This is a genomic window from Mycobacterium pseudoshottsii JCM 15466 (assembly GCF_003584745.1).
GTDB classification, from domain to species: Bacteria; Actinomycetota; Actinomycetes; order Mycobacteriales; family Mycobacteriaceae; genus Mycobacterium; species Mycobacterium marinum.
Genome location: NZ_AP018410.1, coordinates 4505072 through 4525487, shown reverse-complemented (window position 1 = coordinate 4525487; position 20416 = coordinate 4505072). Strand labels below are relative to the sequence as shown.

The following is a 20416-nucleotide window of genomic DNA, read 5'->3' as shown; positions in this document are numbered from 1 at the left end:
AGGCATTGGAGATGTTCTACGACGATGACGCCGACCTTTCGATCATCCAGGGCCGCAAGGTCGGTGTGATCGGCTACGGCAGCCAGGGACATGCGCACTCGCTGAGTCTGCGCGACTCGGGTGTCCAGGTGCGGGTCGGGCTCAAAGAGGGCTCGAAGTCGCGGGCCAAGGTCGAGGAGCAGGGCATCGAGGTCGATACGCCGGCCAAGGTGGCCGAGTGGGCCGACGTCATCATGGTGCTGGCACCCGACACCGCCCAGGCCGAGATCTTTGCCAACGACATCGAGCCCAACCTCAAGCCCGGTGACGCCTTGTTCTTCGGTCACGGCCTCAACGTCCACTTCGGCCTGATCAAGCCGCCGGCCGACGTCACCGTGGCCATGGTGGCCCCGAAGGGGCCCGGCCACCTGGTGCGCCGTCAGTTCGTCGACGGCAAGGGCGTGCCGTGTCTGATCGCGGTCGACCAGGACCCGACCGGCAAGGGTGAGGCGCTGGCGTTGTCCTATGCCAAGGCGATCGGCGGCACTCGGGCCGGCGTCATCAAGACCACCTTCAAAGACGAGACCGAGACCGACCTGTTCGGCGAACAGGCCGTGTTGTGCGGTGGCACAGAGGAACTGGTGAAGACCGGTTTCGACGTGATGGTCGAGGCGGGCTACCCGCCGGAGATGGCCTACTTCGAGGTGCTGCACGAGCTCAAGCTGATCGTCGACCTGATGTACGAGGGCGGCATCGCCCGGATGAACTACTCGGTGTCGGACACCGCGGAGTTCGGTGGCTACCTGTCCGGTCCGCGCGTGATCGACGCGGGCACCAAGGAGCGGATGTGCGCCATCTTGCGCGACATCCAGAGCGGCGACTTCGTCAAGAAGCTGGTCGCCAACGTCGAGGGCGGCAACAAGCAACTCGAGGCGCTGCGCAAGGAGAACGCCGAGCACCCGATCGAGGTCACCGGTAAGAAGCTGCGCGACCTGATGAGCTGGGTGGACCGCCCGATCACCGAGACGGCCTAGCCCTTTGCGGCTCACGGCGCCGAGCGTCACACCAGCGTGGCGCTCGGCGTCGACCGTCACCCTGGCGTGACGCTCGGCGATCGGGCTTAGCCGGAGGCGAGCCGATCGGCGGTGTGCACCACGCGGCGCGCCAGGTGGTCCAAAGCGTTGGCGGTCGGCTCGTCGATGTCGTTGATGTTGTCGTGGGTGGCCACCAGGCTCGCTCCGTAGGGATTGCCGTCGACGAACTTGAGCGCGTCGGTGTACCCCGGCGCCACGATGATGCCCCCGAAATGCATCAGCGTGACATACAACGTGAGCAGGGTGGTCTCTTGACCGCCGTGGGCGGTGTTGGTTGAGGTGTAGGCCGCGTAAATCTTGTCGGCCAGCTTGCCTTCGGCCCACAGCCCGCCGAGTGAGTCGAGGAACTCGCGCAGCTGTGCCGCGACCGATCCGAAACGGGTGGGTGAACCGAAAATGACCGCGTCGGCCCACACGATGTCGTCTCCGGTGGCAGCCGGAAGGTCTTTGGTCGCTTCGTAGTTGGCTGACCACGCGGGATTGTGGGCGAATGAATCGGGGTCGCGGGTTTCGGCGACGTGTCGCACCCGTACCTCGGCGCCGGCGGACTCGGCCGCGGCGGCGACGTGCCGCGCCATCGTTGTCCCGTGGCCGGTGGCCGAGTAGTAAATGACCGCGAGTTTTGTCATAGCGATAGCTTAGGCATTTCGGCAATCCCAAACTCGCGACGCAAGAGCGTGCGCGCACAGTAGTAGCCGGCCATGCCATGGACCCCGGCGCCGGGTGGGGTTGCGGCCGAACACAGGTACACCTTCGGAATCGGCGTGCGCCAAGGATTTAGCCGCGGGGTGGGGCCAGCCATCGCTCGCCAGACGGAGTTTGCCCCCACTGCGATGTCGCCGCCCACGTAGTTGGCGTTGTGCGCGGCCATCGCGGCCGCGGGCACGCTGCGAGCCGCCACCACGACGTCACGGAAGCCGGGCGCGAACCGTTCGACGACACGACACACCGCCTCGGTGGCATCGACGGAAGACCCCGCCGGCACATGGGCGTAGGTCCAAAATGGCCGGTGGCCGCCGTCGTCGACGCGGCCGGGATCGGACGTGTGGGGCGAGGACGCCAGCACCATCGGCCAATCGGCGTGGCGCCCGGCGGCGATTTCTGCTTCGGCGTGCGCCATCTGTTCGCGGGTACCGCCGAGGTGAAATGTCGGGGCCGTCGCGATCCGGTCATCCGACCACGGGATGTCGCCGTTGAGCACGAAGTCGACCTTGGCTACCCCGGATCCAAATCGGTACCGGCGCAATGCGGTCGCGTACCGGTTGGGGATCGTGTCCCGATACACTTGCAGCAATGCCGTGGGTGCGGTGTCGAAGACGGCGACGCCCTGGGGCGGTTCGGTCACCTCGATCCCGGCGGTCAGCTCGCCGCCGTGCGCGCGCAGATCGGCGATCAGCGCGTCGGCAATCACCTGGCTGCCGCCGATCGGGATGGGCCAGCCGACCCTATGGGCCAGGGTGGCCAGCATCAGCCCCGCGCCGGCCGACACCAGCGAAGGCAGCGGCGAAATAGCGTGGGCAGCAACGCCGGTGAACAATGCGCGGGCATCTTCGCCAGCGAGTCCGCGCCATGCTGGGGTGCCCTGCGCCAGCACGCGTAGACCCAGATGCATGGCGGGGCGCAGCGCGGTGGGTACCGACCGCTTGTCGCCGAGTAGCAAATCGACCGCGGCGTCGCAGTTCTCTACGAGCGGGCCCAGCAAGCGCTCCCAGGATGGGCCATGCTCGAGTTCGGCGCAGGTTTGCCGCAGATCGCGGTAGGCGATCGCCGCTGGGCGGTCCGGCAGCGGGTTGGCATAGGAGATGTGCGGCACGGCCAGCCGCACGCCCCGGGCGGCCAGATCGAACTCGACAAAAAACGGCGACGCCAGCGCCAGTGGGTGCACCGCTGAGCACACGTCGTGCAGGACTCCGGGAAATTCGAAGTCAGCTGCCGTGCGGGAGCCGCCACCGAAGGTCTGTTGGACCTCTATGACCTGCACTCTTAGACCTGCACGAGCACAGATCACCGCTGCGGTCAACCCGTTGGGCCCGCTGCCGACGACGGTGACGTCCACCCCATGATTACAGCCGACTACGCTGGCCGCGTGAACCTCCCTGTTGTGTTAATAGCCGACAAACTTGCTCAATCAACAGTCGCTGCCCTGGGAGACCAGGTCGAGGTGCGCTGGGTGGACGGTCCTGACCGGGAAAAGCTGCTGGCCGCGGTGCCCGAGGCCGACGCGTTGTTGGTGCGTTCGGCCACCACGGTCGACGCCGAGGTACTTGCCGCGGCGACCAAACTCAAGATCGTCGCGCGCGCCGGCGTGGGGCTGGATAACGTCGACGTGGATGCGGCTACCACGCGCGGTGTGCTGGTGGTCAACGCTCCCACCTCCAACATTCACAGCGCCGCCGAGCATGCGATGGCGCTGCTGCTGGCCGCCGCTCGCCAGATCCCGGCCGCCGACGCCTCATTGCGCGAGCACACCTGGAAGCGGTCATCGTTTTCCGGTGCGGAGATCTTCGGCAAGACCGTCGGGGTGGTGGGTCTGGGCCGGATCGGGCAGTTGGTCGCACAGCGGGTCGAGGCGTTCGGTGCCCATGTGGTCGCCTACGACCCCTACGTGTCGCCCGCGCGCGCGGCTCAGCTGGGCATTGAGCTGCTGCCCCTGGACGACCTGCTGGCCCGTGCCGACTTCATCTCGGTGCACCTGCCCAAGACGCCCGAGACGGCCGGCCTGCTCGGCAAGGAGGCGCTGGCCAAGACCAAGCCCGGCGTCATCATCGTCAACGCCGCACGCGGCGGACTGATCGACGAGTCAGCGCTGGCGGAGGCCATCACCAGCGGCCACGTCCGTGGGGCCGGGCTCGACGTGTTCGCCACCGAACCGTGCACCGACAGCCCGCTGTTCGAGCTACCGCAGGTCGTGGTCACACCGCATTTGGGGGCCTCCACCGCCGAGGCCCAGGACCGGGCCGGAACCGACGTCGCCGCCAGCGTGAAGCTGGCGCTGGCCGGTGAGTTCGTTCCCGACGCGGTGAACATCGCCGGTGGTGCGGTCAACGAGGAGGTGGCCCCGTGGCTGGATCTGGCCTGCAAACTCGGGGTACTGGCCGCCGCGCTGTCCGATGAACCACCGGTGTCGCTGTCGGTTCAGGCCCGTGGCGAGCTGGCGTCTGAAGACGTCGAGGTGCTCAAGCTGTCGGCACTGCGCGGTCTGTTCTCGGCGGTCGTCGAAGACCCGGTGACCTTCGTCAATGCGCCGGCGCTGGCCGCCGAACGCGGTGTTTCCGTCGAGATCAGCAAGGCCTCCGAGAGCCCCAACCACCGCAGCGTCGTCGACGTGCGTGTCGTCGGGGCGGACGGCTCGGTGGTGAGCGTCTCGGGCACGTTGTACGGCGCGCAGTTGACCCACAAGATCGTTCAGATCAACGGCCGGCACTTCGACCTGCGGGCCGAGGGGGCCAACCTGATCGTCAACTACGTCGACCAGCCGGGGGCTTTGGGCAAGATCGGCACGCTGCTGGGTGCGGCCGGGGTGAACATCCATGCCGCGCAGCTCTCCGAGGACGTGGAGGGCCCGGGCGCCACCGTTCTGCTGCGCCTGGACCAGGATGTGCCTGAGGACGTGCGTTCGGCCATCGCCGCCGCGGTGGGCGCCAACAGGCTTGAAGTTGTCGATCTCTCGTGAGCCGCGGCGGTGACGGCGTGCAGCGAAACGACGTGGGGGCAGGAGAGCGATACCGATGAAATTAGCGATCGTTGCCGGTGACGGGATCGGTCCCGAGGTGGTGGCCCAAGCGGTCAAGATCCTCGACGTGGTCCAGCCGGGTGTCGAGAAGACGAACTATGACCTGGGTGCACGGCGTTTTCATGCCACCGGCGAGATATTGCCGGATTCGGTGATCGCGGAGTTACGCGAGCACGATGCCATCTTGTTGGGCGCGATCGGTGACCCGTCGGTGCCCAGCGGCGTGCTCGAGCGGGGTCTGCTACTACGGCTTCGATTCGAGCTGGACCACCACATCAATCTTCGTCCGGGTCGGCTGTATCCGGGAGTGAAGAGCCCGTTGGCGTTGGAGCCGGGCAATCCCGAGATCGACTTCGTGGTGGTGCGTGAGGGAACGGAAGGCCCTTACACCGGAAACGGCGGCGCGATCCGGGTCGGCACGGCCAATGAGGTTGCCACCGAGGTCAGCGTGAACACCGCGTTCGGGGTGCGCAGAGTGGTGCGGGACGCCTTCGAACGAGCCATGCGGCGGCGCAAGCACCTGACCCTGGTGCACAAGAACAACGTGCTGACCTTTGCGGGCTCGCTGTGGTGGCGGACCGTGCAGGAGATCGGCGAAGAGTATCCCGATGTCGAGTTGGCCTACCAGCACGTCGATGCGGCGACCATCCACATGGTTACCGATCCCGGCCGCTTTGACGTGATCGTCACCGACAACTTGTTCGGCGACATCATCACCGACCTGGCGGCGGCCGTGTGCGGTGGAATCGGCCTGGCCGCCAGCGGAAACATCGATGCGACCCGGACCAACCCGTCGATGTTCGAGCCGGTGCACGGAAGTGCGCCCGATATCGCCGGTCAGGGCATCGCCGATCCGACCGCGGCCATCATGTCGGTGTCGCTGCTGCTTGCCCACCTGGGCCTGGACGACGCGGCTAGCCGGGTGGATCGGGCGGTCGAGGGTTACTTGGCAACTCGCGGGAACGAACGGCTTGCCACCGCCGCAGTCGGCGAGCGGATTGCGGCCGCTCTCTAGGCTCCAACCCGGGCGGACGTAGCCGGGTGGGAACCAGCGGTATCGCTGCCAGCGGGAACAACCCGCACAGTCCCCAGGCCAGTGGGTAGGCAGCCGTGGTGATCAGCGCACCGAAGATGGGAGGCCCGGCGGCCGCCATCAGGCGCTGAGTGGTGTTTTGAACGCCCAATGCGCGTCCGCTCCAGTACGGCCCGGCGTATTCCGTGATCGCGGTTGCCTGCAGCCCATTGTCGAGCACTGCGATCACCGTGATCGTGATCATCAGTAGGACGTCATACCGGGAGCCCTCGTCGTCGACGAGCGCGAGCAGGAACAGGGCGGCAGCCGACGCGATCGCGATGACGCGCACCGGTCGCATCCGCGAACCCACGCGGTCGGACCAGCGGCCTACCGCGATGCGGCCCAGCGCGCCCAGCAGCTGCGAGACGGTCACCAGGATTCCGGCAGTGGCAACCGGCCAGCCGTGATGATTCATCAGCCAAACCAGCATGAACGTGACGGTCACGGTCTGGGGCATCATCAGCAGCGCCGAGGACGCATGAATTCGCCACAACACCGCCGAACCCCGATACGGGCTGGCAAGTTCTTCCTTGCTGGCCACCTTGCGGGACTTGCGGGGCGGGTCGACCACGCCGACCAGGCTGGCTACCGCGGCGATCGTGCAAAAGGCAGCGGGAAACATCAACGCGTTGTGAATGCTGTGTTCGGCCAGCTCGGGGATCACCAGCGCACCTAGGGCGATTCCCAGGGGTTGCGCCGTCTGACGGATACCCATCGCCAACCCACGTTGATGGGGCGGAAACCAGCCGGACACCAACCGGCCGCCGGCGCTGTTACAGCTGGCGGCCGCCATGCCGCCGAGGAACAGATAGATGCCCATCAACAACAGCGAATCCACCGATGCCGCGGCATAGGCGGCGATCGCGGTGAGCGCCGAGCCCACGGTCATCACGATCTGCTCGCCGACGTGGTCCAACACATAGCCCCAGGCGACCAGCGTTACCACCATGCCCCAGCTGGGCATGGACGCCAGCAGACCCGCCTCGGCCAGCGGGGTGTCGCGCGCGTTTTCCAACCGGGGGATCAGGAAGGCGACACCGTTGATGAATAGAAATGAGCTTGCTGTGACGATCAGCGAGACGATCACAATCCACCACCGCGCGGAAAGACTCAGTTCCTGTGTGGCGCTCGACTCATCAGGCACTAGCTAATGCTTGCACACCTCTGCGCTGTCGGGTGGCGCAGCGGGATCGGCGGACTCGGCGCAGGGCGCCATCGAATCGCTTTCCAGTAAGATCGCCGGGCCGCAGCGCGCCAGGGCTCCGGCGTTGTTGATTAGCAGGCTTGTGAGCTGGGGAATTGTGGATTGAGGAGGTCTAGGCGGCGGTTGGCGGTCAAAGCGGTGATCCGGCAGGCTTCGGCGATGTTGTCGGCGCCGTTGAGGCGGTGCAGATTGATCGCGGTGTTGCGTAGCGCTGCTAGGACCTGTGCGCCGTTTCCGGTATGTGCCCTTTGACGGTCTTCGTCGAAGGTGACGTCGCGTATCCAGTGCAGGCTGTTCTCGATTCCCCAGTGTTGACGCATCCAGGTCATGATCGCGGTAGGGCGGGCGTGCTCGAACGGCAGGCTGCAGATGGCATAGACCACCTCCACGCTGCGCTGGTCGGTGGCGGTGATCAAGCGTTCACGAGTGATCCGGATGATTTGTTTTGCGTAGGGGAAGCCGATTCCTCGTGCAGCGGTGATGATTTGCGGGGTGCGGGTCTCGACACGGCCGTGGCCGCGGGAGTCGTCGGTAGCGGCTGTGGGCACCTCGGCCCAGGGCAGCGCGGTGATACGCGCAAGTATTTTGGCTTGGTTGGACTTGACGATCATCAGGTAGTGCGACTTCAAGGTGGCGCAGATCAACTTCGCGGTGACGACCTGGGTATGCATCGCATCCACGGTGACCAGCCACCGCAAGCTACCCGGCAGCAGCGTGAGCAGGGCGCGTACGCAGGGAATTTCATTGCTTTTCTCGGCGACAGCGAGTTGACCGAGCACCAATCGGGCACGGTGGGCGAACACCGACACGAGATGCGTGGCTGTCGCTTTGGCGCGTAAAGCACCACGCAGCATCTTGCCGTCCAACGCGATCGGCACCAATCCACTGGGGTCGCTGCTGGCCACGTGTGCAGTGAAGTAACTGCCCATCCTGGCGTTGAGGTCGGCGGGGTCTAGCCGAGACAAAACAGCGCGGAAGGTCTTCTCACTGGGCCGCCGGAACCGGACCCCTAATTGGGCCAACACATCATCGGGAGCGGTGGCCGCCCATGTGGCAAAACCAGCATAGCCGCGCATCCCCGCGGCAGTGGCCAGAACCGCGATCGCCAACAAAGCCATCAGCGAATACCTCCGACCGCGTGGGCCCCTCGAGTCTGGCACCGAGGCCAACACATCGAGAAACTCCGATCCGATGAGCTCGCTGCGCTCACCAGGACTCCAGCGGTCGAACACCTCTGGAACCGACGACACACGCAATACTGAAACGGTAGGCACGGGCAACTCCAGACCAACGACGAACAGTAACCAACTCGATCGTTCTCCAGATAGCCCGTGCCTACACTCCGGCCCCAATAGCGCGGCACCAAAGATCATCAACCCAGCTCACAAGCCTGCTAATCAACAACGCCGGAGCCCTGCGCAGCGCGCCCAGGCCCGCTGGGTGGGATTGCGGGGCTTCTCATCGGGCCGTGCCAGCCCGAATCGTCGCCCCGCTAGGCTCATCCGAATGCGCCTTGGACGTATTGCCAGCCCTGACGGGGTCGCCTTCGCCAGCATCGAAGGCGAGTTAGACAATCCGGGTGCGATGACCGCCCGGGAGATCGCGGAGCACCCTTTCGGGACGCCGAACTTCACCGGCCGCTCGTGGCCGTTGGCCGATGTGCGGCTGCTGGCCCCGATACTTGCCAGCAAGGTGGTCTGTGTCGGCAAGAACTACACCGATCACATCGCGGAGATGGGCGGCCAAACCGGTCCGACGCCGGCGGATCCGGTGATATTCCTCAAGCCCAACACGGCGATCGTCGGTCCGAACGTGCCGATTCGGTTGCCCGCCAAGGCATCACCAGTCCACTTCGAAGGCGAACTGGCGATTGTGATCGGCCGGCCGTGTAAGGACGTCTCGGCCGCGCAGGCGGTCGACAACATCCTCGGCTACACCATCGGCAATGACGTGTCCGCCCGCGATCAGCAGAAATCCGACGGGCAATGGACCCGGGCCAAAGGCCATGACACATTCTGTCCGGTCGGGCCATGGATCGTTACCGATGTCGACCCTGCCGACCTCGAACTGCGCACCGAAGTCAATGGTGCGGTCAAGCAGCACGCGCGTACCTCGCTGATGATCCACGATGTGGGTGCCATCGTGGAGTGGATCTCGGCGGTAATGACATTGCTGCCCGGTGATCTCATCCTCACCGGAACACCCGCGGGGGTCGGTCCCATCGAAGACGGTGACACCGTCTCCATCACCATCGAGGGGATCTGCACCCTGACCAACCCCGTAGTCCGTAAAGGAAAGTCGTGACTTCATCCAGCGTCCGGGTCCGATTCTGCCCGTCGCCCACCGGTATCCCTCATGTTGGAATGGTTCGCACCGCGCTGTTCAACTGGGCCTATGCCCGGCACGCCGGTGGCACCTTTGTTTTTCGCATCGAGGACACCGACGCCGCACGCGATAGTGAGGAAAGCTATCTCGCCCTGCTCGACGCGTTGCGCTGGCTGGGCTTGGACTGGGATGAGGGGCCCGAGGTGGACGGGCCCTACGGGCCCTATCGGCAGTCGCAGCGCACCGAGATCTATCACGACGTAGTGGCCAAGCTGTTGACGGCGGGTGAGGCCTATTACGCCTTCTCGACGCCCGAGGAGGTCGAAGCCCGCCACATCGCCGCCGGCCGCAACCCCAAGTTGGGTTACGACAACTTCGACCGTCAGCTGACCGATTCCCAGCGCGCGGCCTACCTGGCCGAAGGCCGTAAGCCAGTGGTGCGGCTGCGGATGCCCGACACCGATCTGGCTTTGCATGACCTGGTGCGTGGGCCGACCACCTTCGCGGCGGGCTCGGTGCCCGACTTCGCGTTGACCCGGGCAACCGGAGATCCGTTGTACACCTTGGTCAACCCCTGCGACGACGCGCTAATGAAGATCACCCACGTGCTGCGCGGCGAGGACCTGCTGCCGTCCACGCCGCGCCAGATCGCGCTATACCAGGCGCTGATGCGCATCGGGATTGCCGAGCGCGTTCCGGAATTCGCGCACTTGCCAACGGTATTGGGGGAGGGGACCAAAAAGCTCTCCAAGCGGGACCCGCAGTCCAATCTGTTTGCCCACCGCGACCGGGGCTTCATTCCCGAAGGCTTGCTCAACTACCTTGCGCTGCTCGGCTGGGCCATCGCCGATGACCACGATCTGTTCAGCCTGGATGAGATGGTGGCCGCGTTCGATGTGGCCGACGTGAATTCCAACCCGGCGCGCTTCGATCAGAAGAAGGCTGACGCGATCAATGCCGAGCACATCCGGATGCTCGACGTCGCGGATTTCACCGCCAGATTGCGCGCGTACCTGGATACCCACGGCCATCAGCTCGCGCTGGACGACGCGGCGTTCGCCGTCGCCGCGGAGTTGGTGCAGACCCGCATCGTGGTACTCGAGGATGCGTGGGCATTGCTGAAGTTCCTCAATGACGACCGGTACGCGATCGACCCCAAAGCCGCGGCCAAGGAGCTGGGGCCCGACGCCGGCCCAGTGCTAGACGCCGCTATCGCGGCGCTTGACGGTGCGGCCGACTGGACCACTGCCGACATCGAGGCGGCCCTCAAGACCGCGTTGATCGAGGGTATGGCCCTCAAACCGCGCAAGGCGTTCGGCCCGATCCGGGTTGCCGCCACCGGCACCACGGTTAGTCCGCCGCTGTTTGAATCACTGGAACTGCTCGGCCGCGAACGTAGTTTGGGCAGGCTCCGATCGGCGCGCGATCAGGTCGGTTCGCCCTAGTGTGACGAGAATCGAAGGCGCCATGCGCAATACCGGCTGAGTCTTTGGTAGTGTGCACGTCGGCCGACAATGGTTGGCAGTAGTGGGGTCGCGATGCGGGTAAATCTCGCAGATCCGCTCTGACCAGCTGTTTTAGGCCAAAATGGGGTATGGTGTAATTGGCAACACAGCTGATTCTGGTTCAGCCATTCTAGGTTCGAGTCCTGGTACCCCAGCAAAAGCCCACCAATGCAAGCGATTAGGTGGGCTTATCCGGGTGAGCTATGCTGACTGCTCGGATTGGTTCTGGCCCCGTCGTCTAGCGGCCTAGGACGCCGCCCTCTCACGGCGGTAGCGTGGGTTCGAATCCCATCGGGGCTACAACAGAACAAGTGCGTTACCGGTCGGTCCGACCGGTACCCAGCACAGCCGGCGCGGTGCTGCCTCCGACCGGCATGGGCGGCAGCCCGAGCTTGCGGTGGTCCCAGGATCGGGTTCGGTGGCTGAGGATCCGAACGCCGACGCGTTTGTTCATCATCTGGTCGACCATGGGCTTCACGTCGTCGGTGTAGGGCCCGGTGTAGCGTTCCCACACGCTGACCCCCACCCGGTGCAGCGCCTCGGGATCGTCGATTATCTCGGCGACACCCTCGAAGGAAACCCCGCGCAACGTGTCATAGGTATTGCCGTCTTCGAGCAGGAAGCTCACCCGCGGATCCCGTTTGAGATTGACGGCCTTTTGTGACTTGGCCTTGGTCTCCAGCCAGATCTCACCGTCGACCACGGCGTACCACATCGCGGTCAGGTGGGGCTGGCCGTTCGGCCCGATCGTGGCCAGTGTGCCGGTGCGACTGGTGGTGACGAAGTTGGCGATTTCAGCCTCGGACATGACGATGTCTGCGCGCTGCTTTGTTCCCATTCGGTCAGTGTGGCAGGCACGGGCTCAATCCCTACCGGCGGACGGCCTGCCAGCAGCGACCGCGGTGCCGCGAACTTCGGTGACCGCCCCGGCCGCGGGCCATGGTAGAAAGCCGAAACAGCAGCTCAACAATTCTCTGAAGGGGGCTAGCGGTGTCGCTGAATACCCGTCTCACAGAATTCCTCGGAGTCCAACACCCGATCCTGCTGGCACCGATGGCAATGACGTCGGGGGGCCGGCTCGCTGCGGCGGTGACCGCCGCGGGTGGCCTGGGCCTGATCGGTGGAGGCTATGGCGAGGCCGAGTGGCTGCAGCGCCAGTTGGAGCAGGCGCAGGGGCAACGGGTCGGATGTGGGTTCATTACCTGGAGCCTCGCCCGCAATCCCGAGCTGCTCGACCTGATCCTGGCCGCGAACCCGGCGGCGATCATGTTGTCGTTCGGTGATCCACACAACTTCGCCGGCCCCATCCACGATGCCGGCATTCCGCTGATCTGCCAAATACATACCCGCGAGCAGGCGCTGCGTGTGCTGGAAGTCGGTCCGGACATCATCGTGGCCCAGGGCAGCGAGTCAGGTGGACACGGAATGAGTGTGCGCTCCACTTTCACGCTGGTTCCCGACGTGGTGGACCTGGTTGCCCAACGCTCGGCCGAAACGCTGGTCGTGGCGGCCGGGGGGATCGCCGATGGCCGCGGGCTGGCAGCAGCGCTGGCGCTGGGCGCAGACGGCGCCCTGGTGGGTACCAGATTCTGGGCTTGCCCAGAGGCGCTGGTATCGCCGCGAGCCCACCAGCGGGCGGTGGAGGCCAGCGGGGACGACACCATCCGTACCCGCGTCTACGACATTGTGCGGCAGCGGGGTTGGCCGGCGGAATACGATCTTCGGTTGCTCAGCAACTCGTTGATCCAGGCATGGCATGGCAACGAATCCGAACTGATACGGCGACTGCCGGACCTGCTGGGCGCCTTCGAAAACGCGGTCGCGGCAGAGGACTTCGAGATGGCCACGGTGCTGGTTGGCGAGGCGGTAGGTCTGATCTCGAGAGTTGGCCCCGCCGCTGACATCGTGTCCGAGATGGTCTGCGATGCCATCCGGATACTGAACCGGTCGGGTTAGCCGCCGGCGGCGGGCACGTTCGACGTCAAGCCAGCACAGACGTCGCGGCCGCACCGGGACTGGCCGTAACGGCCGGCGGCGAAGCGGCGTGCGTGGGTACCCGGCGCGGCCACCAGAACCAGCGGCCGAGCAGGGCCGCGATGGCGGGCATCATGAAAGAGCGGACAACCAGGGTGTCGAACAACAGTCCGATCATGATGGTGGTGCCGACCTGGCCGACCACGCGCAGGTCGCTGGTGAGCATGAAGCCCATCGTGAAGGCAAACACCAGTCCGGCGATGGTGACGACGCGGCCGGTGCTGGCCATGGCTCGGATCATGCCGGTCTTGAGGCCGGCGCCGATCTCTTCCTGGAATCGGGCGACCAGCAGCAGGTTGTAGTCCGATCCGACGGCCAGCATGACGATCACGGCCATGGGCAGCACCAGCCAGGGCAGCGGCATGTGCAAGATGTGCTGCCACAACAGGACCGAGAGTCCAAAGGCGGCGCCCAGCGAGAGTGCCACCGTGCCGACGATGACCGCGGAGGCCACAACGCTTCTGGTGATGGCCAGCATGACCACGAAGATCAGACACAGGGTGGCCACCACCGCGATCAGTAGGTCATAGGTGCTGCCCTCGCTGATGTCCTTGTAGGTGGCCGCGGTGCCGGCCAGGTAGATGTTGGCGGCTGCCAGTGGGGCTCCTTTCACCGCCTCGCTCGCGGCCAGCAGGATCGGGTCGATGTGGGCGATTCCCTCGGCGGTGGCGGGATCGCCCTTGTGGGTGATGATGAACCGGGCCGCGGTGCCGTCGGGGGATAGGAACAGGGTCAGACCCCGTTGAAAGTCGGGATTGTCGAAGGCTTCCGGCGGCAGATAGAAGGAGTCGTCGTTCTTGGAGGCGTCGAGGGCCTGCCCCATGGCGGTGGCGTTGCGGGTCATGTCGTCCATTTGGGTGATCAGTGCCGAGAAGGTGCTGGCCGTGGTTTGGGTGAGGCTCTTCACGGTTTGCATGGTGGCGATCATCGGGGACAGCAGGGCGAGCAGTTTGGGTTGGAGTTCGTCGATGCGATCGAGGTCGTCGGTGAGCGTGCCGACGTCTTCGCTGAGCTTGTCGACGCCGTCGATCGCGTCGAACAGGGACCGCAGTGACCAACAGATCGGGATGTCCGAACAGTGGCGTTCCCAGTAGAAGTAGCTTCTGATGGGTCGCCACAGGTCGTCGAATTCGGCGATCTGATCACGCAGTTGATCGGTGTTGGCCTGCATCTGCTTGTTGTGGGTGAGCATGTCGTGGCTGGCGTCGTTGAGCTGTTGGGTCAGTTCTTGTTGGCGCGCCGCGATATCGATCATGTGTTGCAGCTCATCGATCATGGTGTACATGTCGGCGACGCGGGCTTTGAGGTAACCCATGTTCTCGATGGTCATGGCGTTTTGCATGTTGAGCTGAAACGGGATCGAGCTGTGGTCGAGCGGTGAGCCCAGTAGCCTGGTGATGCCTTGGACACGTGCGATGCCGGGAAGGTGGAACACGCCTTTGGCGATCCGGTCCAGCAGCATCATGTCGGTGGGATTGCGCAGATCGTGGTTCGCCTCGATCATCAGCACTTCGGGTTCCATGCGGGCCGGGGGGAAGTGGCGGTCCGATGCGCGGTAGCCGATGTTGGAGGGGGCGCCGGCCGGGATGTAATGGCGCTCGTTGTAGTTGGTTTGGTACTTGGGCAGGGCGAGCAGTCCGATCAGCGAGATCAGTGCCGCGGCGACCAGGACCGGGCCCGGCCAGCGCACCACGATGGTGCCGATGCGACGCCAACGCCGGGTTGTGGTGGCGCGTTTGGGTTCGAATACGCCGAATTTGGTTGTTAGGGCGATGACTGCCGGCGCCAGGGTCAATGAGGCCAGGATCACCGCCAGCAGACCGATCGAGCATGGTGACCCGAGGGTTTGGAAGTAGGGGAGCCTGGTGAAGTTCAGGCAGTACATCGCTCCGGCGACGGTCAGCCCGGATCCCAAGACGACGTGACTTGTCCCGCGGAACATGGTGTAGTACGCGAGCTCTCGGTCCCGGCCGGCCATCCGGGCCTCTTGGTAGCGGCCGACCAGAAAGATGATGTAGTCCGTCGACGCCGCGATCGTCAGTGCCGTCAAGACATTGATGGCGAAGGTCGATAGGCCAATCAGGTCGTTGGCGGCCAGCGCAGCGATCACGCCGCGTGCCGCAAGCAGCTCGATCCCGACTGTGAGCAGCATCACCACAACGGCCGTAATCGATCGATAGGCGATCAACAGCACGATGGTGATCACCGCAATCGTGACCGCGGTCAACCGTTGCAGACTGCTGTTGCCGGACGTGTCTTGATCGGCGCCGAGTGCACCGGGGCCGGTCAGGTAGGCCTTGATTCCGGGCGGCGGCGGCACATCGTCGAGGATCCGCGCAACTGCGGCAACGGAATCGTTGGCTCTGGCACTGCCCAGGCCACCGGTGAGGTACAGCTGCACATAGGCGGCCTTGCCGTCGACGCTTTGCGAACCCGCGGCCGTGAGCCTGTCGCCCCAGAAATTGTCGATGTGTTGGATGTTCGTCTTGTCCTGCGACAGCTTGGCAATTAGTGCGTCGTAGTAGCGGTGGGCTTCGTCGCCGAGTTTGGCATTGCTCTCCAGCACGATCATCGTGGTGTTGTCGGAGTCGAACTGCTGAAAGTCTTTGCCGATGCGCCGCATCGCGATCAGTGACGGAACATCACTGGGGCTCAACGACACCGAATGCTCTTTGGCGACCTCTTCTAGTTGTGGTGCCAGCAGGTTGGCGCCGACGGTGAGCGCGATCCAGAGCAAAATGACCGGTAGCGAAAACTTTTGGATAGTCCGGGCGATAAAGGGGCGCCCCGCGCTGTGTGCCGGCGTCACGCAGATTTCACTAGGCAGCTAGTCGCGGCATCGTGGGCATCGGCCGTGCGCTCGGCGCGGACCACGCCGTTGACGGTGATGCGACAGCTCAGGGTCGCGCTGTTGCCCTGCGCCACGAGGTGGGCAACCACCGAGGTCAGTGTGGTCACGATGGTCAACGACCACGGGATCGCGGCGTTGGCGACTTCGTGTGGTTCGGCCTGGGCATCGAGGTAATTGACCGTGACGACCGTTCCCGGAGGGCCAAAAACCTCGTAGCGAACGTACTTCGGGTTGAACGCGACAATGGCGTCGGAGTTGCCCGCATCCGGCACATATCGATGTGAGCCGAAGACGCCATGCAAGCGCATTACCACCGATGCCCCGACAATTGCGACGAGGATCATCACGATCGGCACCCACATCCGCCTAAAAAGGCTGACCATTGAACCCCCGTTCGGTATCGCCCGGTCGTCGCGTTATGCGACGAACCCATCGTGACCATGAGGGCACCGTGATTGCGCCGCGAGGCGGGTAAATTCTTGCATTTCATCGGACCGGCTCGCGCCCGAATCCTGGGAACAAAGCGGGTGAAACTACGCGCTGGGGCGGGTCCGCCGCCGAGAGGGCGTCATCGGGTCGCGGTGCCCGAAGGCGACATCGCTCAGGTGGGCGCATTATCGAGCTGCGGGATGGTCCGGTTTCCGGTCAATTCCTTGTAGACGGCCGCGATGGCTTTTACCGTCGGCTCGACATCAGCGATGTCGTGGCCCGCGGTTGAGATCAAGCGCAGTTGAACGATCCCGGGCGGTACCACCGGATAGGTCACCGCTGAGCAGAATATTCCGTGCTTATGGCGCAATTCGGTCAAGAATGCGAGAGCCGACAGCGGGTCCATCGGCAGGTACACCGGCGTGATGAGAGAGTTCGCTTTCCCGATGTTGAGACCTTCTTCGGTCAGCGAGGCCTGAAGTTTGCCGGCCACCGCGTGCGCTCGTCGGCGCAGGTCGTCGCTACGCCGCAGCAACCCCAAACGCACCCGGTTACCCGCGACGATCGGCCAGGGCAAGCCACGGGAGAAGATCTGGGACCGCATCGTGTAGCGAAGCTTCCAAATGACATCGGCCTGTGATGCGACGAATGCTCCGGCGCCCGCGGCGGCCTTGGTGAAGGTGCCGAAATAGAGGTCGATATCGTCCTGGACGCCCTGTTGTTCCCCGGTGCCGCCGCCGTTGGGGCCGAGAACGCCGAATCCATGTGCGTCGTCAACGAGCAACCGGAAGTCGTACTGCTGCTTGAGTGCCGCGATTTCGCGCAATGCGCCCTGATCGCCGGACATTCCGAAGACTCCCTCTGTGACCACCAACACCCCGGAGTCGGGGCCCCGCACCCGGTTGATTTCGGCCAGGTGTGTCTCGAGTTGGTCAATGTCGTTGTGGGCGAACATTCGGGTCCGTTCACCGCGTTTACGGTGCAATCGAATCCCATCGATGATGCAGGCATGGTTTTCCGCATCCGACACGATCCAGTCCACCTCGGTGGTCAGGGAGTCAATCAGCGAGATCATGCCTTGATAGCCATAGTTGAGGACCAGTGCTGCCGGCTTTTGCGCATAGTCGGCCAGTTCGCTCTCGAGTAGCTCGAGATCGTCGGTTTCGCCGGACATCATTCTCGAGCCCATGGGAGTCGCCAGTCCGTAGCGGCCTGCGAACTCGGCATCGGCCGCCCGGACTTCGGGATGATCGGCCAGCCCAAGGTAGTTGTTGAGGTTCCAGATGATGTATTCATCGTCGCGCCACGTCATTCGCGTGCCGGCGGCTCCGCCTAACTTGGGAAATGTCGCTATCCCGTGGATGGCACGTGAAAGTTGAAACAGCGGATCCTGATCTGCGACAAGTTTGGCGAATAGATCCATGGTTCCCCCATGATTGGTTGGCTCTGCGAGCTACGAGGATGTCGACGAGACAGCGGCTTAGTGCCCGGCGGTAACGGATCAGGTTGCCGACGGTGGAGCCGGGTAGTGCTTGGTGGTTGCGGCCCGAGGCGGTCGGGGATTGCTCACCGCCCAAGCCGTGCCGCGTCAGGTGAGCGTGGCCGGTAAGCCGCTCGCGTTTCGCCAAAGCGCGGATTCGGCAAAATTGTGCGCACCCGAGCGTCGTTGCAGCGCCGGCACTCCGGCGCAGACGGCGCCGCATCCTGGATCGCCGCTACGAGGATCGAGCGCATCTGATTGGTCCTGACCTAATGTGCGAACGGTCGGCGAGCGCGGCCGTGTGGTTCCGGTTACAGACAGGATTACGGTAACGACAATAACCTAGCGCGCCCGGGGCTGCGGCGTTTCGGGAATGAATCGATTGCCGCAGGCAGGGGCGCGGCGATCGCCACCAGGCCTCGACGCGCGGGCGGCTGAACCGGGTGGTGTGACACAAGATTGGGGCCGCCGGCCAAACGGGTAGCGCTAGAGCCGGCGGGCGAGTTCGTCGGCCGCGGCCAACAGGTCGGCGGCCCAACGCGCCCCGGGCCGTCGACCGATCCGGTCGATCGGACCGGATACCGATATGGCGGCGACGACGACACCGCGGCCATCGCGCACCGGCGCCGAGACGCTTGCTACTCCGGGTTCGCGCTCGGCCACGCTCTGCGCCCAACCCCGGCGGCGTACTTCGGCCAGCACCCGGTCGGTGAATTTGGCGGTTGGTAGGACGGCCTGCTGGGTGGCCGGGTCGCTGTGGGCCAGTAGCACCTTGGCTCCGGAGCCCGCCGTCATCGGTAGCCGGGCGCCGACCGGAACCGTATCGCGAAGGCCCGCAGGTGGTTCCAGCGCCGCCACGCACACCCGTGACGTGCCTTCGCGGCGGTACAGCTGCACGCTTTCGCCGGTGGTCTCGCGCAATCGGGGCAGCACGGTCGCGCCGGCGGTCAGCAGGGGATCGTCGACATGGGCCGCGAGCTCGGTGATCGCGGGGCCCAGGCCCCAGCGTCCGTCCTCGTCCCGCCCCAGCAGGCGATGGACCTCCAGGGCCGCCGCCAGCCGGTATGCGGTGGCTCTGGGCAGGCCGGTCCGTTCGCATAGTTCGGCCAAACCGCAGGGTGATTCCGCGGTGGCGCGCAACAGACCCACCGCTTTGTCGATGACGCCGATGCCGCTATCCTGTCTCACAAGGAGATACTAGCGTCTCGTATTATGAGATGGAACCCTCATTGATCGCGAGCCGCGGATACACGAATCGAGGCAATTCGAGATGGCACTGCAGACGCGCGAGGCGCGCACGCTGGCTGAGAAGGTCTGGGACGACCACGTCGTGGTGTCCGGTCGGAACGAGGCTCCCGACCTGATCTACATCGATCTGCATCTGGTGCATGAGGTCACCAGCCCGCAGGCATTCGATGGTCTGCGCCTGGCCGGCCGCCCGGTGCGACGGCCCGATCTGACCATCGCCACCGAGGATCACAATGTGCCGACCGTCGATATCGATAAGCCGATCGCCGACCCGGTGTCTCGGACCCAGGTGGAGACATTGCGGCGTAATTGCGCGGAATTCGGCATCCGGCTGCACCCCATGGGTGATGTCGAGCAGGGCATCGTGCACGTCGTGGGACCTCAGTTGGGCCTCACTCAGCCGGGAATGACCATCGTCTGTGGTGACAGCCACACTTCGACCCATGGCGCGTTCGGTGCCTTGGCGATGGGCATCGGCACTTCCGAAGTCGAGCATGTGCTCGCAACACAGACGCTGCCGTTGCGGCCGTTCAAGACGATGGCGGTCAATGTGGATGGGCAACTACCCGAAGGAGCGTCGGCCAAGGACATCATCCTTGCGCTGATCGCCAAGATCGGCACCGGCGGTGGGCAGGGGCACGTCATCGAATACCAGGGCAGCGCGGTTGAATCGCTGTCCATGGAAGGCCGGATGACGATCTGCAACATGAGCATTGAGGCCGGCGCCCGAGCCGGGATGGTGGCGCCGGACGAGACCACTTACGAGTACTTGCGAAACCGGCCACACGCCCCAACCGGTGCCCAGTGGGATGCCGCGCTTGGGTACTGGCAACAACTGCGGACCGATCCTGGCGCCGTCTTCGACACCGAGGTCCATCTCGACGCCGCCGAGCTGAGCCCCTTTGTTACGTGGGGAACCAATCCCGGCCAGGGCGTGCCGCTTTGCGCCACGGTGCCCGATCCCGAGCTCATCGGCGATGACGGCGAGCGCCAGGCCGCCGAGAAAGCATTGGCGTACATGGACCTTGAGCCAGGAAAAGCCATGCGCGATATCGCGGTCGATGCCGTGTTCGTCGGGTCGTGCACCAACGGCCGGATCGAGGATCTGCGGGTCGTGGCCGAAGTGCTGCGTGGCCGCAAGGTCGCCCCAGGGGTGCGAATGCTCATCGTTCCCGGCTCCATGCGGGTGCGTGCCCAGGCCGAGAAGGAGGGCCTGGGTGAGGTCTTCACGGTCGCGGGCGCCGAATGGCGGCAGGCGGGATGCTCTATGTGCCTAGGGATGAACCCCGATCAGCTCGCGCCGGGGGAGCGCTGTGCGGCGACGTCCAACCGCAACTTCGAGGGGCGCCAGGGCAAGGGCGGGCGGACACATTTGGTCTCGCCGGCGGTGGCCGCCGCAACCGCGGTTCGCGGCACCCTATCCGCGCCTGCCGATTTGAATTGAACTCAAACAAACAGA

Annotated in this window: 16 protein-coding genes and 2 tRNA genes; 9 read left to right on the top strand and 9 right to left on the bottom strand. The window is 64.8% G+C overall.

Features of this window, described 5'->3' with window-relative positions:
- Positions 1-11: 11 nt before the first annotated feature.
- The gene (gene ilvC, locus MPSD_RS20420) at positions 12-1013 is read left to right on the top strand and encodes a ketol-acid reductoisomerase (protein WP_036427193.1); all 1002 of its coding nucleotides are present in this window, start codon (positions 12-14) and stop codon (positions 1011-1013) included.
- A gap of 86 nt (positions 1014-1099) precedes the next feature.
- Here ilvC and wrbA read toward each other — a convergent pair whose 3' ends face one another.
- Complete coding sequence (gene wrbA, locus MPSD_RS20415) at positions 1100-1702, bottom strand: NAD(P)H:quinone oxidoreductase (RefSeq protein WP_015355124.1); 603 nt, start codon at positions 1700-1702, stop codon at positions 1100-1102.
- Positions 1699-3129 (bottom strand): phytoene desaturase family protein, encoded by a 1431-nt coding sequence (locus MPSD_RS20410; RefSeq protein ID WP_086085634.1) that lies wholly within the window; start codon positions 3127-3129, stop codon positions 1699-1701. Before MPSD_RS20410 ends, wrbA begins: the two co-directional genes overlap by 4 nt.
- 30 nt (positions 3130-3159) lie before the next feature.
- Between MPSD_RS20410 and serA the strand changes: the two genes are divergently transcribed.
- Both serA and MPSD_RS20400 read left to right on the top strand, forming a co-directional pair.
- Positions 3160-4746, top strand: coding sequence for a phosphoglycerate dehydrogenase (gene serA / locus MPSD_RS20405; RefSeq protein WP_086085635.1), 1587 nt, complete (start codon positions 3160-3162; stop codon positions 4744-4746).
- A gap of 55 nt (positions 4747-4801) precedes the next feature.
- Complete coding sequence (locus tag MPSD_RS20400) at positions 4802-5821, top strand: 3-isopropylmalate dehydrogenase (protein WP_015355127.1); 1020 nt, start codon at positions 4802-4804, stop codon at positions 5819-5821.
- On the opposite strand, the gene MPSD_RS20395 is transcribed toward MPSD_RS20400, so the two are convergent.
- Together MPSD_RS20395 and MPSD_RS20390 are read right to left on the bottom strand one after the other, a co-directional pair.
- The gene (locus tag MPSD_RS20395; protein ID WP_134427185.1) at positions 5721-6995 is read right to left on the bottom strand and encodes an MFS transporter; all 1275 of its coding nucleotides are present in this window, start codon (positions 6993-6995) and stop codon (positions 5721-5723) included. The two genes, MPSD_RS20400 and MPSD_RS20395, sit on opposite strands and share 101 nt — an antisense overlap.
- Before the next feature lie 161 nt (positions 6996-7156).
- Positions 7157-8359: an ISAs1-like element IS2404/ISMul1 family transposase gene (locus MPSD_RS20390; protein ID WP_420811950.1), complete on the bottom strand. Its 1203-nt coding sequence runs from the start codon at positions 8357-8359 to the stop codon at positions 7157-7159.
- A 232-nt stretch (positions 8360-8591) separates the two neighbouring features.
- Here MPSD_RS20390 and MPSD_RS20380 point away from each other — a divergent pair, with 232 nt between their 5' ends.
- The 4 genes from MPSD_RS20380 (at position 8592) to MPSD_RS20365 (ending at position 11215) form a co-directional block, all read left to right on the top strand.
- Positions 8592-9389 carry a fumarylacetoacetate hydrolase family protein gene (locus MPSD_RS20380; RefSeq protein WP_020786501.1) on the top strand — a complete coding sequence of 266 codons (798 nt, stop codon included), beginning with the start codon at positions 8592-8594 and terminating at the stop codon, positions 9387-9389.
- A 59-nt stretch (positions 9390-9448) separates the two neighbouring features.
- Positions 9449-10855, top strand: coding sequence for a glutamate--tRNA ligase (gltX, locus tag MPSD_RS20375; protein WP_020786502.1), 1407 nt, complete (start codon positions 9449-9451; stop codon positions 10853-10855).
- A 143-nt stretch (positions 10856-10998) separates the two neighbouring features.
- A tRNA-Gln gene (locus MPSD_RS20370) sits at positions 10999-11070 on the top strand.
- A 72-nt stretch (positions 11071-11142) separates the two neighbouring features.
- A tRNA-Glu gene (locus tag MPSD_RS20365) sits at positions 11143-11215 on the top strand.
- A gap of 16 nt (positions 11216-11231) precedes the next feature.
- Here the strand turns inward: MPSD_RS20365 and MPSD_RS20360 are convergent.
- Positions 11232-11753, bottom strand: coding sequence for a pyridoxamine 5'-phosphate oxidase family protein (locus MPSD_RS20360; RefSeq protein WP_011740027.1), 522 nt, complete (start codon positions 11751-11753; stop codon positions 11232-11234).
- Between the two features lie 152 nt (positions 11754-11905).
- Between MPSD_RS20360 and MPSD_RS20355 the strand changes: the two genes are divergently transcribed.
- Positions 11906-12871, top strand: coding sequence for an NAD(P)H-dependent flavin oxidoreductase (locus MPSD_RS20355; protein WP_086084753.1), 966 nt, complete (start codon positions 11906-11908; stop codon positions 12869-12871).
- Positions 12872-12896: 25 nt separating this feature from the next.
- Here MPSD_RS20355 and MPSD_RS20350 read toward each other — a convergent pair whose 3' ends face one another.
- The 4 genes from MPSD_RS20350 to MPSD_RS20335 form a co-directional block, all read right to left on the bottom strand.
- Entirely contained in the window at positions 12897-15758 is a 2862-nt protein-coding gene (locus tag MPSD_RS20350; RefSeq protein WP_086084754.1) for an MMPL/RND family transporter, read from the bottom strand.
- Entirely contained in the window at positions 15755-16183 is a 429-nt protein-coding gene (locus MPSD_RS20345; RefSeq protein WP_012393537.1) for an MmpS family transport accessory protein, read from the bottom strand. Before MPSD_RS20345 ends, MPSD_RS20350 begins: the two co-directional genes overlap by 4 nt.
- 218 nt (positions 16184-16401) lie before the next feature.
- Positions 16402-17652 (bottom strand): aminotransferase class I/II-fold pyridoxal phosphate-dependent enzyme, encoded by a 1251-nt coding sequence (locus MPSD_RS20340; RefSeq protein ID WP_036426398.1) that lies wholly within the window; start codon positions 17650-17652, stop codon positions 16402-16404.
- Between the two features lie 543 nt (positions 17653-18195).
- On the bottom strand, positions 18196-18897 hold the full coding sequence (locus tag MPSD_RS20335; RefSeq protein WP_012393539.1) for an IclR family transcriptional regulator: 702 nt from the start codon (positions 18895-18897) through the stop codon (positions 18196-18198).
- A gap of 82 nt (positions 18898-18979) precedes the next feature.
- Here MPSD_RS20335 and leuC point away from each other — a divergent pair, with 82 nt between their 5' ends.
- Entirely contained in the window at positions 18980-20401 is a 1422-nt protein-coding gene (gene leuC, locus MPSD_RS20330; RefSeq protein ID WP_020786507.1) for a 3-isopropylmalate dehydratase large subunit, read from the top strand.
- Positions 20402-20416 lie beyond the last annotated feature (15 nt).

Bases quoted from the DNA above. Each gene is read 5' to 3' on its own strand.
- ilvC (WP_036427193.1), top strand. From the start codon at position 12: ATGTTCTACGACGATGACGCCGACCTTTCGATCATCCAGGGCCGCAAG.
- wrbA (WP_015355124.1), bottom strand. From the start codon at position 1,702: ATGACAAAACTCGCGGTCATTTACTACTCGGCCACCGGCCACGGGACA.
- MPSD_RS20400 (WP_015355127.1), top strand. From the start codon at position 4,802: ATGAAATTAGCGATCGTTGCCGGTGACGGGATCGGTCCCGAGGTGGTG.
- MPSD_RS20380 (WP_020786501.1), top strand. From the start codon at position 8,592: ATGCGCCTTGGACGTATTGCCAGCCCTGACGGGGTCGCCTTCGCCAGC.
- gltX (WP_020786502.1), top strand. From the start codon at position 9,449: ATGGTTCGCACCGCGCTGTTCAACTGGGCCTATGCCCGGCACGCCGGT.
- MPSD_RS20360 (WP_011740027.1), bottom strand. From the start codon at position 11,753: ATGGGAACAAAGCAGCGCGCAGACATCGTCATGTCCGAGGCTGAAATC.
- MPSD_RS20345 (WP_012393537.1), bottom strand. From the start codon at position 16,183: ATGGTCAGCCTTTTTAGGCGGATGTGGGTGCCGATCGTGATGATCCTC.
- MPSD_RS20340 (WP_036426398.1), bottom strand. From the start codon at position 17,652: ATGGATCTATTCGCCAAACTTGTCGCAGATCAGGATCCGCTGTTTCAA.
- leuC (WP_020786507.1), top strand. From the start codon at position 18,980: ATGGCACTGCAGACGCGCGAGGCGCGCACGCTGGCTGAGAAGGTCTGG.